The organism is Paenibacillus sp. AGC31, from assembly GCF_057334655.1.
Map to the genome: position 1 here is coordinate 1 of NZ_JBHFJH010000008.1, position 17,817 is coordinate 17,817.

At 45.7% G+C, this 17,817-nt stretch carries 16 protein-coding genes and 1 pseudogene; 1 reads left to right on the plus strand and 16 read right to left on the minus strand.

Translation table 11 applies throughout. The features are described from left to right. The 5 genes and pseudogenes from ACE04G_RS05605 to rplS all read right to left on the minus strand — a co-directional run. Window positions 1-1,087, minus strand: a pseudogene (locus tag ACE04G_RS05605) (hypothetical protein); the annotation flags it as partial. A gap of 30 nt (window positions 1,088-1,117) precedes the next feature. Continuing rightward, window positions 1,118-1,819, minus strand: coding sequence for a ribonuclease HII (locus ACE04G_RS05610; RefSeq protein WP_260632959.1), 702 nt, complete (start codon window positions 1,817-1,819; stop codon window positions 1,118-1,120). Window positions 1,820-2,283: 464 nt separating this feature from the next. Further along, window positions 2,284-3,147 carry a ribosome biogenesis GTPase YlqF gene (gene ylqF / locus ACE04G_RS05615; RefSeq protein ID WP_221824193.1) on the minus strand — a complete coding sequence of 288 codons (864 nt, stop codon included), beginning with the start codon at window positions 3,145-3,147 and terminating at the stop codon, window positions 2,284-2,286. A gap of 30 nt (window positions 3,148-3,177) precedes the next feature. Continuing rightward, window positions 3,178-3,798 carry a signal peptidase I gene (gene lepB, locus ACE04G_RS05620; RefSeq protein WP_017689211.1) on the minus strand — a complete coding sequence of 207 codons (621 nt, stop codon included), beginning with the start codon at window positions 3,796-3,798 and terminating at the stop codon, window positions 3,178-3,180. A gap of 304 nt (window positions 3,799-4,102) precedes the next feature. Further along, window positions 4,103-4,444, minus strand: coding sequence for a 50S ribosomal protein L19 (rplS, locus tag ACE04G_RS05625; RefSeq protein WP_024630190.1), 342 nt, complete (start codon window positions 4,442-4,444; stop codon window positions 4,103-4,105). 352 nt (window positions 4,445-4,796) lie between these two features. Here rplS and ACE04G_RS05630 point away from each other — a divergent pair, with 352 nt between their 5' ends. Continuing rightward, window positions 4,797-5,762 (plus strand): polysaccharide deacetylase family protein, encoded by a 966-nt coding sequence (locus ACE04G_RS05630; RefSeq protein ID WP_449003854.1) that lies wholly within the window; start codon window positions 4,797-4,799, stop codon window positions 5,760-5,762. Between the two features lie 3 nt (window positions 5,763-5,765). Here the strand turns inward: ACE04G_RS05630 and ACE04G_RS05635 are convergent, their stop codons facing one another. The 11 genes from ACE04G_RS05635 to smc all read right to left on the minus strand — a co-directional run bounded on the left by ACE04G_RS05635 (window position 5,766) and on the right by smc (window position 17,426). Then, window positions 5,766-7,013 carry a hypothetical protein gene (locus tag ACE04G_RS05635; RefSeq protein ID WP_449003855.1) on the minus strand — a complete coding sequence of 416 codons (1,248 nt, stop codon included), beginning with the start codon at window positions 7,011-7,013 and terminating at the stop codon, window positions 5,766-5,768. A 152-nt stretch (window positions 7,014-7,165) separates the two neighbouring features. After that, the gene (locus ACE04G_RS05640; RefSeq protein ID WP_221824196.1) at window positions 7,166-7,537 is read right to left on the minus strand and encodes a VOC family protein; all 372 of its coding nucleotides are present in this window, start codon (window positions 7,535-7,537) and stop codon (window positions 7,166-7,168) included. Window positions 7,538-7,722: 185 nt separating this feature from the next. Continuing rightward, entirely contained in the window at window positions 7,723-8,490 is a 768-nt protein-coding gene (trmD, locus tag ACE04G_RS05645) for a tRNA (guanosine(37)-N1)-methyltransferase TrmD (RefSeq protein ID WP_449003856.1), read from the minus strand. A gap of 1 nt (window position 8,491) precedes the next feature. Beyond that, window positions 8,492-9,004, minus strand: a complete 513-nt coding sequence (rimM, locus tag ACE04G_RS05650) for a ribosome maturation factor RimM (RefSeq protein WP_091031941.1) — start codon at window positions 9,002-9,004, stop codon at window positions 8,492-8,494. 302 nt (window positions 9,005-9,306) lie between these two features. Further along, window positions 9,307-9,537 carry a KH domain-containing protein gene (locus tag ACE04G_RS05655; RefSeq protein WP_017689218.1) on the minus strand — a complete coding sequence of 77 codons (231 nt, stop codon included), beginning with the start codon at window positions 9,535-9,537 and terminating at the stop codon, window positions 9,307-9,309. Between the two features lie 23 nt (window positions 9,538-9,560). Next, window positions 9,561-9,833: a 30S ribosomal protein S16 gene (gene rpsP, locus ACE04G_RS05660; protein ID WP_017689219.1), complete on the minus strand. Its 273-nt coding sequence runs from the start codon at window positions 9,831-9,833 to the stop codon at window positions 9,561-9,563. Between the two features lie 53 nt (window positions 9,834-9,886). Next, window positions 9,887-11,263 (minus strand): signal recognition particle protein, encoded by a 1,377-nt coding sequence (gene ffh, locus ACE04G_RS05665; protein WP_062833767.1) that lies wholly within the window; start codon window positions 11,261-11,263, stop codon window positions 9,887-9,889. Window positions 11,264-11,326: 63 nt separating this feature from the next. After that, window positions 11,327-11,677 carry a YlxM family DNA-binding protein gene (gene ylxM / locus ACE04G_RS05670; RefSeq protein WP_017689221.1) on the minus strand — a complete coding sequence of 117 codons (351 nt, stop codon included), beginning with the start codon at window positions 11,675-11,677 and terminating at the stop codon, window positions 11,327-11,329. Between the two features lie 262 nt (window positions 11,678-11,939). Further along, on the minus strand, window positions 11,940-12,587 hold the full coding sequence (trhA, locus tag ACE04G_RS05675; RefSeq protein WP_339184022.1) for a PAQR family membrane homeostasis protein TrhA: 648 nt from the start codon (window positions 12,585-12,587) through the stop codon (window positions 11,940-11,942). Between the two features lie 147 nt (window positions 12,588-12,734). Beyond that, entirely contained in the window at window positions 12,735-13,748 is a 1,014-nt protein-coding gene (gene ftsY / locus ACE04G_RS05680; protein ID WP_091031943.1) for a signal recognition particle-docking protein FtsY, read from the minus strand. A gap of 108 nt (window positions 13,749-13,856) precedes the next feature. After that, on the minus strand, window positions 13,857-17,426 hold the full coding sequence (gene smc / locus ACE04G_RS05685; protein WP_221824201.1) for a chromosome segregation protein SMC: 3,570 nt from the start codon (window positions 17,424-17,426) through the stop codon (window positions 13,857-13,859). Between the last annotated feature and the right edge of the window lie 391 nt (window positions 17,427-17,817).

The following is a 17,817-nucleotide window of genomic DNA, read 5'->3' on the forward strand; positions in this document are numbered from 1 at the left end:
CAGTTCGCCCGGCCGCGCCTGCTTCAGGCTGGCCTGCACTTGCACGGCCAGCCACAGATTCTGTAGCCGCGCCTGGGGTTCCCGGGCGGCTCACAGCTTGCCCCGCGTCAGCCCCGCGCGGGCTCTCGCCAGGTATTCCGGTTCCAGACGGAATACCCGCACCTCCTTTGCCAGCTGTTTCAACATTGCTGGAAACTGCTTTGGCCCCGGCTTCAGCATTTCCTGTACCTCCACCAGTCTGCATGTTTCCTTTCACCACAGTACCTGCATCCTCTGCCCCACTATCAGTCATGGATATAGATCCTGCCAATGCCGCTTGTCCTTGCTGCGTTGACAAAGCAGGTGTTCCAGTTCCAGTCACCTGACGACCATTGCCTGATGTAGCCAATCCTTCTTCCGTCTGTGATGCATTCGGTACTACAGGTGCACCAGCCATGACTGCTGGTTTCAACGTAGCAGATTGTTCTCCAGTCAGTACCGGTTTACCTGTTGTTTGTGTCAGCATCGTTTCCAACTGGTCAGCCAACCCGCTTAATAACTGATGCAGAGGGGGGCCAAACACCGTCTGGTGTAATCCTTTTACTGTTTCCGCCGTAACCGGAAGGCCACGCTGAAAAGCAATCCCTGTCGCCTGCACCCATTCTTCCACAGGGACCTGTGCAGGTTTGGCAGTCATCATATTCTGGACCATAGCCACATTATCCTTCGTGAGCGGCACTCCACTACGCTGCATGGCAAGTAACAGTTCCCGGTTCCCTTTTGTATCCGGCAGTCCTACATCCTTAAGCAGGTTGTTCAGCGAAGCTTGTGGCAGCTCAGCAAGTGTACCCGTCATAGGTTTCATTACCGTTATGCCATTTTCACCTGGAGGTTGCACTTGAAGCAACGTGGTCTCACCCGGACGGAGTGGAGTCTCCAACTTGGCGCGCACTTGCACACCTTGAATCTGCAGAACTGCTTCTCCCCCATCATCGGATACACTAACGACGGAGCCACGAACCACCTGACCTTCCTTTAATTCAAGCGGTTTGGCATTGCCGGGTTTACTATCTCCCATTAACCCCTTTATCATGGAACCGATATTCAAATCTCTCCCCCTCCTTTCTTTAAACCTGTGTTAAAACAACGATTGCTGCTCTCCAAGCAGGTTGCCCAGAAAACTGCGCCGATGCATCGGGGTTGCCCCCAATGCCATAATTTGCTCCCGATGAACTTTTGTTGCATATCCTTTATGTATCGACAAACCATATTCCGGATATAACGTATCCCATTCTTCCTTGCACAGCCGATCTCGCGTTACCTTGGCAATAATAGATGCCGCTGCGATCGATTGACTATTGGCGTCACCTTTAATAATGGACAGTTGAGGTACATTCACATCCACCTTCTCGGCATCCACCAGCATATAATCAGGAGTTTCTCCCAATGCTTCAACAGCTCGTTTCATCGCAAGTCTCGCAGCCTGCTTGATGTTAAGCCGATCAATTGTCTCGGCATCCGCGTACCCGATACCTACCGCCAGCGCTTTTTCCATAATGACGTCATATAATGCATCACGTTTTTTCTCCGTTAATTTCTTGGAATCATTCACACCTTCCAGGATGAGATCCTTCGGTAAAATAACTGCAGCTGCGACAACATCCCCAAACAAACATCCCCGTCCTACCTCATCAATACCAGCAATACGTTCAAATCCACTGTCCCAATACTCCCGCTCATAGAGCAACAGATCTCGAGGTTCACTGGCTTCTTTTTTCTTCTTTGGTCCAATTGGGTTCTCCAGTAGATTCAACCCGATCTCTTCTTTATTTTCAACCATAACGTTCATCTCCTCTACCCACGCTTTTTCAGCATGTGTATCACTTACAATTTTTTATAATATAGACGTATATCCTCTGTCTTTTGTTCTGTACAACCTGTCTCTCACAGCAAAACTTTTCCTTGAGGGTTTTCAATATAAAGATAGTGATGTCTTCATTTATCGGTATTTGATGGTTTAAATTGAATATATCAGACCTCGTGTATTCTAATTTGCACCACCATTCATCATAGCACGATTCTGACGCACCTGATATATAGGTCTGCCAATTCCATAAAGCGCACTGTTCTTCAATCCTCTTCCATTTTATCGTTTTCGACGTATGTTCCAGCTCTACTCCCACGTTGGTATACACAAAAAAACGACCGCTCCCGGTAATCCGGTAACGGCCGCTTCTTTCGGCACTTGTATATATGAAATGAACAGATAAAGATAATGATCTTCATCGTGTAGAGTCCATTTTTTTAATAGGGAGCTTCCATAGAAAAACGTCCCATTTTACCCGCCCGCAGTTCACGCAGAAATGCTCGTGATGCCTTTTCCAGATCAATGCGTCCACCGCTTACAATGCAACCACGGATACGGCCGACTTGTTCCATAATCGCAATAACACTGTCCGAATCATCTGCATCCCTGGAGAACTCCTGAAGTCCGTATCTCTCTTCCAAAGCGTCCCAGTAATAACGCATCAGATAACTGATTCCAAAAAAGGCGATATCCTCTGCATTCAGAATTTCTTCTTTGATCGCACCAGTTACGGCAAGACGATAACCTACATTTTGATCTTCGAACTTAGGCCAAAGAATACCTGGAGTATCCAATAACTCCATTTCTTTGCCTACCTTAATCCACTGTTGCCCCTTCGTCACACCAGGACGATCTCCTGTTAACGCAATACTCCGTCCAGCCAGTCGGTTAATCAGTGTTGATTTACCTACATTGGGAATCCCTACGATCAACCCGCGAACCGCACGAGGATTAATCCCTTTAGCAATTTGACGGTCAATTTTTTCTTTAAGAAGAAGCTTCGCCTGTACCGGAATGTCTTTAACATTAGTGCCTGTCGAAGCATCTACAGGAAAAGCAGTAATTCCTTCTTTTTTGAAATATTCAATCCATTCTTGCGTCACTTTGGCATCTGCCAAATCCGATTTGTTCAACAAAATCATCCGGGGTTTATCCAGCAATATTTCGTCAATCATCGGATTACGGCTGGAGACAGGCAGACGGGCATCCAATAGTTCGATGACCACGTCGATGAGCTTTAACTTATCCTGAATCTGGCGTCTGGCTCGAGTCATATGACCTGGAAACCATTGTATCGTCACCTTGTCTTCACCTCATTATTTACTTCAATTTCAGTGGTTGATCCACTTGATCTCACCGATCGGCCAGAAAATCACATCTGCACGACCAATAATATCTTTTAACGAAACATAACCGATCATACGGCTGTCTGTACTATTTGGACGGTTATCTCCCATGACAAACACATGACCTGCAGGCACTTTGCCATCAGGGAACTGCTCATTCGGGAAATCCTTCACGTTATAGGTTCCACCATTTGCTTCAGCTGCATCAATGGCTCCTTGAATATACGTTTCATCAACCTTTTTACCGTTAACCATCACGGTATCGTCCTGAACCTCAACGGTATCACCTTCTACAGCAATAACACGTTTAATGAAATCCCGACCTTCGGATGGTACGTGGAAGACGATAACTTCACCGCGCTTTGGTTCTCTGATATCATATAAGATCTCGTTGACGATCACACGTTCACCCGTTTCAAAATTCGGCTGCATGGACGGACCGTCCACAACAAACGGTTTGAAGAGCAACCACCGAATGAGAATGACGAGAACTAATGCGATAACAATGGCTTTAAGCCATTCAACAATTTCATTTTTGGCTTTTTTGGATCGACTGTTTTTCTCTTCGGCAGGATTGCCCCGGTCATGTTGAACTTCTTGTTCCATTCAAGATCTTCCTCTCTTCACAGTACATGTTTATAGCAGTACACACATCCAGCATTCTGTATCGTTCCAATAACTCAATGGATGGATACAAAACATTCACATCAGTTATGTAATCTTTCACCAAGCATTACAGTACATTTAATCCACAATTCAAATGTTTTCCAATAACTGATTTTACAAGCCTCCCGGACTATTCCCGCATGCGTTGCCATACCATTTTACTCGGAAGTGTACCTCCGGTTCAACTTTTCCCGGACAAAAACGAAAAGGGCTTGTCTCCAAGCCCTTCCCGGTATCCGTTATATTAACGAATTTCTTTAATTCTCGCTGCTTTACCGCGTAGTTCACGAAGATAATAAAGCTTCGCACGACGAACTTTACCACGGCGAGCCACTTCGATTCTATCGATTTTTGGGGAATGAAGCGGGAAAGCTCTTTCCACACCTACACCGTAAGAAATTTTACGAACTGTAAAAGTCTCACTGATTCCACCACCACGGCGTTTAATCACAACACCTTCGAACAATTGGATACGCTCACGAGTTCCCTCGATTACCTTAACGTGCACTTTCAAAGTGTCACCAGGACGAAAACTCGGAATATCCTTACGAAGTTGTTCTTGTGTAATCGCTTGAACGATATTCATCTATGACTCCCTCCTTCCGTACAGGCGTTCATACTTCTTCCAGAGATCACCTTGTCTCCTTCATTATCCATAGAGGACCGCCGTATTCCACATAACAGACTTATTGTATCACGCAGCATATCAAAACACAAGAGAAATTAGACAGAATGCCTATTGTTCAATCAGCAACGCTGATACTCATCTCCATCTCATGTTGACCTCATTCTAAAATACATTCTCTCATATGGATCATGAATCAACGTTCTCATCTGCAAGTCAACCTGATGCAGGAAAAAATACTGTAACTTCCCGTGTAGCAATATCGTCTATGATATAACTTATTGACCACTTTAAAAGGAGAATCCAAAGACTCATGAAATATTGGAATAAGATCACACTGGCCCTACTTGCCATGCTCACATGCTCCATTACACTATATGCATATGCCGTAACTCATCCCACGAATGCACTGTCACACAAAGCCTGCACATCCTGGGACATAGTCAAACGCAAAGCATTCGAGCTGTCACACACTGACTTCTCTAACCAATCTGCGCTGGATCGTTCTACCTTCAAGATTGAACAAGGTACGGCTACAGAAGTCCCTGTACTGATGTATCATTACATAGAGCCCAAATTGAATAATCACGAGACAGATAATAAATCCATCATTAATCTGGAGGATTTTGAGCAAAATATGAAATACCTGCATGATGAAGGCTACCAAACGATTACACTGAATCAGCTTGAACAATATGTTAACGGGAGAATTTCCCTACCACAGAAGTCCATTGTCATTACCTTTGATGACGGATACCAGAACAATTATACATTAGCTTACCCTGTGCTTCAGAAATATAATTTTCACGCCTCGCTGTTTGTCATAGGCAGTAAAATTCAAGATCAACCTTCTGAATTTGAGCCCTCCATTAACAGTTTCATCTCCAAGCCAGAGATGCAGGCGGCAACTGACGTATTTGAATTCAACAGCCATACCTATAATCTGCATCACAAGGGATTTATGCGCTGTGGTAACAGTGTGCCTGTCGGTCTGGACACCAGCCTTCTGGATGATGATATCCAGCATATGAAGCAAACGGGGATAGACACACCTTATCTGGCCTATCCATTTGGTTATACCAGCACACAGATGATCTACAAGTTACAACAACATGGATATCGCATGGCATTTACCGTAAAGTCTGGATTTGTGCATCCAGGAGATCATCCCATGAAGCTGCCTCGCTTGACGGTCTCGACAGGTACTGATCTGGCGTCCTTGCTTCAACCCGAATCCAGTCCGCAGAACGAATTACCTGCATCGGAGAATGACCAGTGAAACCTAGAGTTTAACTTCACCGCCTGGATACAGAGTCGAGCTATACAGCCTTTTGAGCTGTGGCTTGGCTCTTTTTGCATCGGTAAGTGATAATGTCATCGGAGAACTGGAATAAATCACTGCTTCCTTTGCGTCATAGATGATGATCTGTTCCTGTCCGGTCTGAACCAGATCTGCATGTACTACATATCCCTCTTTCGGGAATTCAGTAACCGTTTTCATATTTCCATCCACCAAAGAAGGCAACACATCTCCACCTCGGCGATAAGCCAAAATATAATCGAGTCCACCTTCATCCCATCTACATACAGGCTCTATAATGGTTAACCAACCACGAGTCGTGCGATTTTCTTTCCAAATTTCTCTACCTGCGCTATCCAGCATGAACATTCCATCCTTACCATGCTCATCCCCACGGACAATCCGGTCCAGACCTGCAATCTGTAAACCTTCCATTCCAGTACAAAAATGACCTAACGCAATATGCTGTGATTCAATCGAATCTTCATAACGCCACTTCTCATTACCATAGCGGTCCATCATGACCGTAACACTGCCACCGATAACAACCTCAACTTCCCCATCACCGTCAACGTCTCCAAACCATATACAGTCAGCATGATCATCGAGATTAAGACAAGACCATAATAACGTCCCATCATGATCCAACATGTCATATCCGGCCATCACTTCATCTTTCCCATCTCCATCGATATCATATACCCATGGAAAATGTCCTGGATTCCCTTCATGCTTCCATAACAAATTAAAATCATGGTCAAGTGCCCATAACGTCTTATAGCGGTCTTTCAGTATAAGGTCCATTCTCTGCTGGTTACCCGTCAGATTGGCGAGAATAATACAGTCATGTGCTTCATCACCTGGCAGATCACGTGTTTCTTTGATCTCTCCGGTCCGGCCATCCAATACGAGAAATTGTTTGTCCATCACACACAATACTTCATTATTTCCATCTCCATCCCAATCTGCGACCTGAGCGGGATAGTCTGAACCCGGACCACCTGCATCGGGATCGGGAGTTCCGACCTGCCATAGTAATGTTCCTTCCAGATCAAACACAGTCAAACAACATACCTGATGCGGAACATACCGATCGTCTATACCCCCATCTGCCTGTACCAGCAACATTTCAAGTCTACCGTCCCCATTCAGATCTCCCAAAAGCATTTTGCAGCGTTCTCCGGCTTGGCTAATATCTACTCTGGCGATTTCATAAGGCTGATGATTCATAACCTTCCTCCTCAGCTATCTTTATTATTGAATTCCAGCTGAGTTCACCATAAAGAAAATCCCTTTCTTTTACAACCCCATTTAGAATCATGCAAAAAAGTTCAAAGCTGCAAAAAAGTGCCTACGTAATTAAACGATGTAAACGAATGATTTTAAACCCACTCTAAAAACTCAAGGCGATTGCCAAAAGGATCATTTATATAGAAACGTCTTACACCTTCATCTGCCCTTGCTTCGTCATCGACAATATGAATTTGGTTATGAATGAGATGTTCACGCAACTGATCCAAATGTTGTACATGAAATGCCGGATGAGCTTTTGTGGCGGGAATAAAGTCTCTTTGTACTCCAATATGCACTTGGTGTCTGCCACACTCGAACCATACACCACCACGTTTTCTCAGAATTTCAGGTTTAGGAATCTCCGTCCAGCCCAGTACTTTATTGAAAAAATGACGCGCCTGCACTTCACAATCTTCTGGTGCTGCGAGCTGAATATGATCAAGACCAATAATATTGTACATTCATACACCGCCTTTCGTTTCACTTAATGAAACCTAGTTTCATTAATTATATTTTTATCTTATAGAATATACCAATAAAAATCCAGTATTCTTTTCAATGTACACAAAAAAAGCCAACCTGTGGGTATCAAGGTTGGCCTTTTGCAACTCTGGATATTTAATATTTACGTGTTTAACGATTATACTTACTCTGTGCCATTTTCACGGTTTGAGCTTATCTTTTTCAGCCAAACTCGCTCTTTGTCCGTCAAATCCGCTGTTTCCAACATCTCCGGTCTGCGCTCCAGCGTACGAAGCAAAGATTGCTCTCTGCGCCACGCCTCAATGTTCAGGTGATGTCCTGACAACAGCATGTCCGGTACTTTCATGCCTCTAAACTCGGGTGGACGTGTGTAATGTGGGTATTCCAAAAGTCCAGTGCTGAAGGAATCCGTCACGGCACTTGTCTCATTGCCAAGCACACCGGGTATAAGACGTACGATGCTGTCGATCGCAACCATAGCAGGTAACTCCCCACCCGTGAGTACGTAATCACCAATGGATAGTTCATCCGTCACGAGAAATTCGCGGATGCGCTCATCGTAACCTTCATAATGTCCACATATAAAAATCAGATGATCTTCCTGCACAAGTTCTTCTGCTTTCTTCTGTGTAAACGTCTCACCTTGCGGACACATTAGAATGATACGTGGAGGTTTCATCGATGTCGCAGCTTCTCCGCGTTGCTCCAGAACATCTTCTACAGCAGCAAAGATCGGATCTGGTTTTAGCACCATGCCTCCACCTCCACCATAAGGGGCATCATCTACTGTATTATGTTTATTGGTCGCATAATTACGGAAGTTGGTTGCACCGAGGGACACCAGCCCCTTCGTTTGGGCTTTACCCAAAATGCTTGCTCCAAATACACCGTCAAACATCTCCGGGAATAGCGTTAATACATCCACTTTCATGTTACAGCAGCCCTTCCATCAGGTGAATCTTCACTTGCTTCTGTTCGATGTCCACATCAAGCACTACATCATCAATAACGGGAATCAGCACTTCTTTACCTGCTGGCGTTTTGACAACCCATACATCATTGGCACCCGGAGTCAAAATTTCAGAGATGGTTCCAAGCGTTTCACCCTCTTCGGTGATGACCGAACACCCAACGATTTGATGGAAGTAGTATTCACCTTCGTCCAGCTCAGCCAGGTTCTCTTTTAACACTTTGGCCATGCCGCCTTTAAACTTTTCTACTTCATTAATATTGCCGTACTCTTTCAGACGAAGAATATACATATTTTTATGCAAACGTGAAGACTCCACGTTAACCATGACTGGATGATTATCTGGTGTAAAGAAAAACAACTCTGCATTTTTCGCGAAACGCACTTCCGGGAAATCGGTTAAAGGCATGATTCTCACCTCACCGCGAATTCCATGCGTATTAACGATTTTACCTACATTCATAAACTCTGCCATACGTTCCTCCTACGAAATTAAATCAAACTAAACAGCTACTTCGACTCTCGTACGGTCGTTCCGGCGACGGTTCGTTCTTTCGATCGCTGTTACCCCCTCATTTTTTGAACTTACTTTAAAAGGTGAAAATGAGGTGATAAAGGCGAACGCTAACGCTTCTCCAGAATCGATCCCGTCCCCTGCACTGCTCCGAAGTCACTCATACCCAAAAATATTTTAATTCAATATCTAATCCAACGTATTAAGTTCAGCATGCACGAAAAGGGGCTAGGACATGCATCCTAACCCCCTTTCGTATATCTTTAAGATATGATATCAACGGTAACCCGTTTATCCATCTTAACTGCTGCTGATGTGACGACCGTACGAAGTGATTTCGCGATTCGTCCCTGTTTACCAATTACCTTCCCGACATCGTCAGGATGAACGGTTAATTCATAAACGACAAGCCGGTCTTTCTCAACCGTCCGAACCGTCACATCTTCCGGATGATCGACTAAAGCCTTAGCAATTATGCTTACTAATTCTTCCATAGATGACCCTCCGAATCAGCACTTTATTTAGATAATTTAGACTCGTGGAACTTCTTCATCACGCCCGCTTTGCTAAGCAAGTTGCGGACAGTGTCAGATGCTTGTGCACCGTTTTGAAGCCATGCCAATGCTTTATCTTCATCGATCTTAACAACAGCCGGTTGTTCAACCGGGTTGTAGTAACCGATCTCCTCGATAAAACGACCGTCACGTGGGGAACGGGAATCCGATACCACTACGCGGTAGAAAGGAGCTTTGTGAGCACCCATACGTTTCAGACGAATACGAACTGCCATTTGAAAATTCACCTCCTTCAATGAAATCTGTATATGATCCAGCTTCGCTTAAATCAACGGAAAGGAAACTTCATTCCTTTACCCATACCTTTAAGCTGCTTCATCGCTTTATTTTTACCGCCTTTAGGTCCCATCATATCCGAGAACTGTTTCATCATGCGGCGCATCTCATCAAATTGCTTGATCAGACGATTTACTTCGGCCAGAGATGTTCCGCTTCCGGTAGCAATACGCTTCCGGCGGCTATGGTTGATCATGTCCGGGTTGCGTTTCTCCTCGGTCGTCATTGAGTAAACGATCGCTTCAATCCGGCCCATCTGTTTATCATCAACCTTCAGATCCTTGGCTTGTTTCATCTTGCCCATGCCAGGAATCATATCCATGATCTGATCGATTGGTCCCAGCTTTTTCACTTGATCCATCTGCTCCAGGAAATCTTCAAACGTGAATTCTGCATTACGCATCTTCCGTTCCATTTCCTTGGCTTTATCAGTATCAATGTTTAATTGTGCTTTCTCAATCAGAGATAACATATCACCCATACCGAGGATCCGTGAAGCCATACGTTCCGGGTGGAACGGCTCCAAAGCGTCAAGTTTCTCTCCAAGGGAAGCAAACTTGATTGGACAACCCGTAACTGCTTTGACAGAAAGTGCAGCACCACCACGAGTATCGCCATCCAGCTTCGTCAGGACAACCCCGGTCAGATTAAGCTGCTGATTAAAGTGTTCTGCTACGTTAACCGCATCCTGACCTGTCATGCTGTCTACGACAAGCAGTACTTCATCCGGATTCACTACGCTGTGAATCTGGCGAAGTTCTTCCATCAGTTCTTCATCAACATGCAGACGTCCAGCTGTATCGATAATAACATAGTCATTACCGTTATCTTTGGCATGTTGTAGACCTTGACGTGCGATCTCAACAGGGCTTGTCTGATCTCCCAGTGTGAATACCGGCGCTTTGATCTGCTCGCCAAGTACTTGCAACTGTTTGATCGCTGCCGGACGATAAATATCTCCTGCAACAAGCAATGGTCTGCTGTTTTGCTTTTGCAGCATTTTAGCCAGTTTACCGGACGTGGTTGTTTTACCAGCACCCTGCAAACCAACCATCATCAGCACCGTAGGCGGTTTGTTCGCTTTAGCCAGTTTCGCTTGGCTTCCACCCATCAAATCCGTTAGTTCCTTGTTAACGATGTCGATGATGACCATTCCTGGCGTGAAGCTCTCCATCACTTCTTTGCCAACAGCCTTCTCTTTCACCTTGGCGATGAATTCCTTGACCACTTTGAAGTTTACATCCGCTTCGAGCAATGCCAGACGTACCTCGCGCATAGCCTCGGCTACGTCTTCATCAGACACCTTGCCTTTGCCGCGCAGCTTGCTGAACACATTCTGTAATCGGGTCGTTAATCCTTCAAATGCCATGATCCCACCTCCTTAAGCTTTAATACTGTTTTCAAGACCGATACATTCCGCTCAGCCAACTTTTCATTCACTAAGCTGAGCAACGATATCGTGTATTTGTTTGTTGTTATCAATGGAGACGCCTGCGCGTTCCAATGCATTTTGCAAATCTTCAAGATTGCGATTACGCCGTTCATGCTTTTCCAGCAAGCCCAGCTTGCTTTCGTAATTTTCCAGCACTTGTTCGGCACGCTTGATATGCTCGTATACCGCCTGGCGGCTGATCTCAAACTCGGCTGCAATTTCACCAAGTGAGAAATCGTCATGAAAGTAATACTTTAGAAAAGTCTGCTGTTTCTCGGTAAGTAACAATTCATAAAAAGCAAACAGCAAGTTAATCCGGTTTGTCTTCTCAAGCCGATTTTCTTGACTCACATCGGGGCACTCCCTTCGTCAAGGAAAAACACTTTACACTCTTGCAACGTTCCTAATAATACCTAAAACAAATCAGGTTGTCAAGCAAAAATACTTGTCACAATAAAAACAGCTCTGATGATATGTTATTTCGATGTTTAACGGGTGGTTTTATCCCCTTTTTACAACAAGCAAATCCTGTCTGTATCTCTGCAATCCACCTCTATGTAGAAGAAAAAACGAATGCATCTCAGTCCGTGGAGATGCATCCGTTTATGGTGTTTTAACGAAGTGGTGTCAGGTACAGCAGTACCATAAAGAAATGAAGAATACTGCCTGCTAGCACAAAGAGATGCCAAATCGCATGGTGGTACGGAAATCCACGCCATACATAAAAGAGCGTACCCAGTGTATACATCAGGCCTCCAGCAACCAGCAGCACGATTCCGCCTGTAGGAATGGCAGCCATAAGCGGTTGCCAGGCAATAACGATGAGCCAGCCCATCGCAATATAGAAAATCGTGGACATGAATAGAAACCTTTTCGTAAAAAACGCCTTAAAGATCACGCCGAATAATGCGATACCCCAGATTATACCAAACAGGGTCCATCCAAGTGTACCGCGAACAGCAATAAATAAAAGCGGAGTATATGATCCGGCAATAAACAAATATATGGAAGAATGGTCGAAAATCTCAAATAAATCTTTCACTCTTCCATCTTTCCATGCATGCACGAGTGTAGAGCTTGTATAGAGCAGCAGCATGGTGATCCCGTAGATCGTGAAACTGACCACGTGCCAGGCCGTGCCTTTCATACTTGAAAATACAATCAATATCACCAGTGCAGCTACACTGAGTGCAGCGCCGATTCCATGTGTCACCGCATTGGCGACTTCTTCACGGCGAGAATAGGTATACGTATTGGCCATTTTCAACCGTCCTTTCTAACCCTTTAACATTGCCTTCTTTATACCTCCATTATACACGTATTGCCAGTGACATTACACGTGACACTTATCACGTATATCACTGGCAATACGGTTAACATTATTAATTCATCCTACTTATTAATGGTTCTAGGAATTTGCTTCCTCTTCTTCAGCACTTTCCGCTGGCTGTTCCTGAATCAATCCGGCGAACAAAGCATGCACAAATTGCTCCGAATCAAACGGCTGCAGATCATCAATCTTCTCACCCAGTCCTACGAGCTTCACAGGCAAGTCCAGCTCCTGACGGATCGCAACAACGATCCCGCCTTTAGCTGTTCCATCCAGTTTCGTCAATACGAGGCCAGTTACACCGCTTTTCTCACCGAAAAGTTTAGCCTGGTTTAAAGCATTTTGACCTGTTGTTGCATCCAGCACCATCAGTACTTCATGCGGAGCATCCGGAATCTCACGCTGAATGACACGATAGATCTTGTTAAGCTCGTCCATCAGATTCGATTTATTTTGCAGACGACCTGCTGTATCACAGAGGAGTACATCAGCACCCCGTTGTTTCGCTGCCTGCACCGCATCATACATAACCGCTGCTGGATCAGAACCAGATTGCTGTTTGATCACATCGACACCGGCACGTTGTCCCCATACTTCCAGCTGTTCGATGGCTCCGGCACGGAACGTATCTCCAGCTGCCATGATGACTTTTTTACCTTGCTGTTTAAATCGATGTGCCAGCTTGCCAATCGTTGTTGTTTTACCAACACCGTTAACACCAACGAACAAAATGACAGTAATGCCATCCGGGTTCATTTTCAGTTCGTTATTCTGTTCACCGCGAAGAAGATCCGTCAGTTTCTCGGACAATACAGGCTGCAACTCAGCCGCGTCCTCAATTTTGCGTTTTTTCACCTCAACGCGCAGGTCTTCGATCAGATTCATGACTGTATTCACACCAACGTCTGCTCCGATCAAAATCTCTTCCAGTTCTTCATAGAACTCTTCATCGATTTTTTTGCGGCGGATTACGAGATCCGAAACTTTTTCCACTAACCCTTTACGTGTCTTTTCCAATCCATCCTTGAACTGTTTGGTGACCGACTCCGTTTTGCTTGCAATGCTGTCTCTCAGCTTTTTAAAAAAACTCATAAAGCCCCTCCATCGTGTACATAATCTAAGCGCTTTTGCAAAAATGCTCAATCAGAATGATTTTCAATGATTACAATGAGTTCGTTTGTCTCGCAGGTTTGGATCAGATCAGGCAATTACTGCTTCCTCATCTTCCAGTTTAACCGAAACGAGCTTGGATACTCCGCCCTCTTCCATTGTAACACCGTACAGCACATCTGCCTCTTCCATCGTACCTTTACGATGGGTAACAACGATAAACTGTGTCTGTTCGGAGAATTCACGCAAGTACTGGGCAAAACGTACCACGTTAGCTTCGTCCAGTGCTGCTTCTACTTCATCCAGCACGCAGAATGGTACAGGTTTGACATGCAGAATGGCAAATAATAAAGCCATCGCCGTCAAAGCTCGCTCCCCACCGGATAACAGTTGCAGGTTTTGCAGTTTCTTGCCTGGTGGCTGAGCCACAATATCTATTCCCGTTTCAAGCAAGCGCTCCGGGTCCATCAGAACAAGGTCAGCACGTCCCCCGCCAAACAGCTTGCTAAACACGGTACCAAACTCACGGCGGATGGCATCAAACGTGATCTTGAATCGCTTCGCCATCTCGTCTTCCATTTCCCGAATAACCTGATACAACGTTGTTTTAGCTTCCACCAGGTCATTCTTCTGTTCACTCAGGAACTCGTATCGCTCATTGACTCGCTGGAACTCCTCAATCGCTCCCAGGTTCACATCACCCAGGGCCGATATACTGCGCTTCAGCTTCTGTACCTCTGCCTGTGTATGCTCCACGTCTTCCGGCACAGGATAACGCTCTTTGGCCAGTTCATAGCCCAGTTCGTATTCATCCGTCAGTTTTCGAAGTATATTTTCCAGCTCAACATCCAGCCGGTTCACGGAAATTTCCGTCTGTCGCATCTGCTCTTCCACAGCTTTTAACTGCGTGCGCTGTTCCTTCGTTTCGCTCTCGGCAAGCTCAAGCTTCTTCGACAACTCACTTCGGGCAGCACGTTTGAAGTCCAGCTCCTGGGAAGCTTCCGCTTTTTTCAGCTTGTACTGGTTCAGATCTTCAATCTGCTTAACACTCTCGGTCTGTGTTTTCTTGAGATCTGCTTCCATCGAAGCCAGCAACGTGCGATTCTGACGAAGATCTTTCACCAACGACTCCACTTCCCGCTCCAAACGTCGCAATTGTTCTCCATTGGAGAATCGCTCCTGATCAAGCTTGCCTTCGCGCACTTTCAATTCGGTGAGTTGGCTCTGCAATTCTTCCTTCGCGGATTCATTGGCTTTCCGAGCAAACTCAGCTGCATGAATGGCACGATGGGTCGCTTTTTCTTCCTCTTCAAGCTGCTCCAGCTTCTTCACAGCGACGATACGAGCCGTATCCAGCTCTTTGATCTCTTCGGTGAAGCCGCTCTTCTCCTGCCCGGCAACGGCAACCTGTTCAAGCACATGGCGAAGCTCATGCTCTACCTGCTTCATTTCCATCGAAGCCTGCTGTTCTGCATTTCGGGTATCGTCACCGGACTGACGAAGTTCATCCAGTTTGTCCTGACACTGCTCCAGTTGAACTTTTACATCATCCACACTGCGATGCAGTTTCACGATCTGATTTTCGGTATCCAAAATATCCTGGTCGAGCTGGTCCAGCTGCCGTTTCCGACTGAGCAGACTCACATTTTTCTTGTGCTGGCTACCACCCGTCATGGAACCACCGGCATTGACCACATCACCTTCAAGGGTCACGACACGGAAACGATACTGGCAACGAGCCGCAATTTTATTGGCAACCTCCAGCGTTTCGGCAATAATAACATTACCGAGCAAGCTGCCAATGATCGAAGCGTACTTGGATTCGAATTGTACAAGATCAGCACCGATCCCCACAAAACCCTCCATACCTTCGATCATGGAACGTTCAGCCGCTCCAATGGCACGAGGACGAATGACATCCAGAGGCAGGAACGTTGCACGCCCCAACTGGCGTTGCTTCAGGAAAGCGATTGCCTGTCTGGAAACTGATTCATTTTCCATGACCACATGCTGCAAGGATGCTCCCATTGCAGTCTCTACGGCAAGTTCGATCTTCTCGGGAACTTTAACAAGTTCAGCCACAGCTCCATGAACACCATTGAGCGTACCTTTACGTGAAGCCTTCAGGACCTCCTTGACACCCAGCATGAATCCGTCAAAATCATCCTGCATCTCTTTCATCGTATCGCGGCGGGAGACTTGAGCTTCACGCTTCTGTTCCCATTTACGGACCGTGCCTCGACTTTCTTCGAGCAGCTTCTGCAACGACTGAAGTCGTTCACTTTCCGTAATGTAACCACCACGCAGATCACTGATTTCTTTGCCCAAACGAACAACTTTTTTCTCAATGTCCGCTTTGCGACTTTCCAGTGTCTCTTTCTGATCTTCCCATTTGCCTGATTCTTCAGCCGCGCGATTCATCCTGCGCTCCAGCGTTTCTTTCTGCTGATCCACATAACGAATTTCATTTCGTGTCTGAGCCATCTGATTCATCAGTTCCAGCAAATTGCCTTTGAGGCTTTCCTCTTGCTGTTGACTAATGCCACCTGTAACACCGATGAGTTTGGCTTCTTCCTGAGACAACTGATTTCTCACATCATTCAGTTCATGCTCAAGCTTGCCAAACTTCTCACGCAGTGCAAGCAGCTCCGTTTCCCGTTCGCGATGTCTCTCTTCACTGGCGGCAAGCGTTACTTTGAGCTGCTCCTGATTCGTTTGCAGATGGTGTGAGCGCTCCTTGAGCAATTCCCCAAGCCCTTCACTTTTCTCAGTCGCTTCACTGAATTGCAATAAAGCGGCTTGCAGTTGCTCTGTCTCTGTTTCCAGGATACGCAGCGCATTCCGATCATTTTCCAGCTTGGCATCATGCGTAGAGACAATCGCTGCCAGTCCAACCTCTTCCTGCTTCAGGGATTGCAGTCGCTCATTCGCCTTACTCCAGGACGCATGGATCTGTTCGATCTGGTACACATACATGGAAATTTCCTGTGATTTGAGCTGTGAACGAAGTTCCTTATAATGGATCGCTTTCTCCGATTGTTCCTTTAGCGGTCCAATCTGATCTTCCAGTTCAGTCACCAGATCATGAATCCGCAGCAAATTCTGCTCTGTCTCATCCAGTTTGCGCGTCGCATCCCGCTTGCGGGATTTATATTTAACGATACCTGAAGCTTCTTCAAAGATGCCTCTGCGATCCTCTGAACGGGTACTCAGAATCTCTTCGATTCGCCCCTGTCCAATAATCGAGTAGGCTTCCTTACCGATGCCGGTATCCATAAACAACTCCGTAATATCCTTCAAACGACAAGATTGCTTGTTAATAAAATATTCACTATCTCCGCTGCGATGTACACGACGAGTCACCGTCACTTCACCAAAATCCAATGCAAGTGCGTGATCCTCGTTATCAAGTGTTAGCGACACCTCACCGAAATTAACGGCCTTCCGTGCGTCACTGCCTGCAAAGATGATATCTTCCATCTTGCCACCACGCAGCGACTTGGCACTCTGTTCCCCCAGAACCCAACGGATTCCGTCCGATATATTACTCTTGCCACTTCCGTTCGGACCTACAACAGCCGTAATGCCACGAACGAATTCCATCTCCGTTTTGTCGGCGAATGACTTGAATCCACCCAATTCAATCCGTTTTAAAAACATAGGGTTTCTCGTCACCTCCTCTTGCAAATTTCAAGTATTGCATTCAAGCGCTAAATAAATTGAACAATTGTCATTACACATGATCACTCCAATTGCAGTACCATCCTCCGATCGCTCTTATCCCCAGATTTTCTTGATTCCCTTATCCAAGGGAAAAATCCGTTGATAAATGCAGAGCATATGCTTCCGATGTAGCTTTCTTTCAGAAAGCTTTTAGCTTCGCTTCTTCAGATTGGTTCTGCACTCTTCGTTTTGTGTAAAATAAGATTCAACTTATGAGTTAACGATCAGGCAAACTCCCCCTGAACCTCTTTACAAAAAAAAGAGCAAAAAGCAGTCCGGCCGATTACTTCCGCCGGGGCGGACCCGCGGGCTGCTCTTTGCTCTTCGT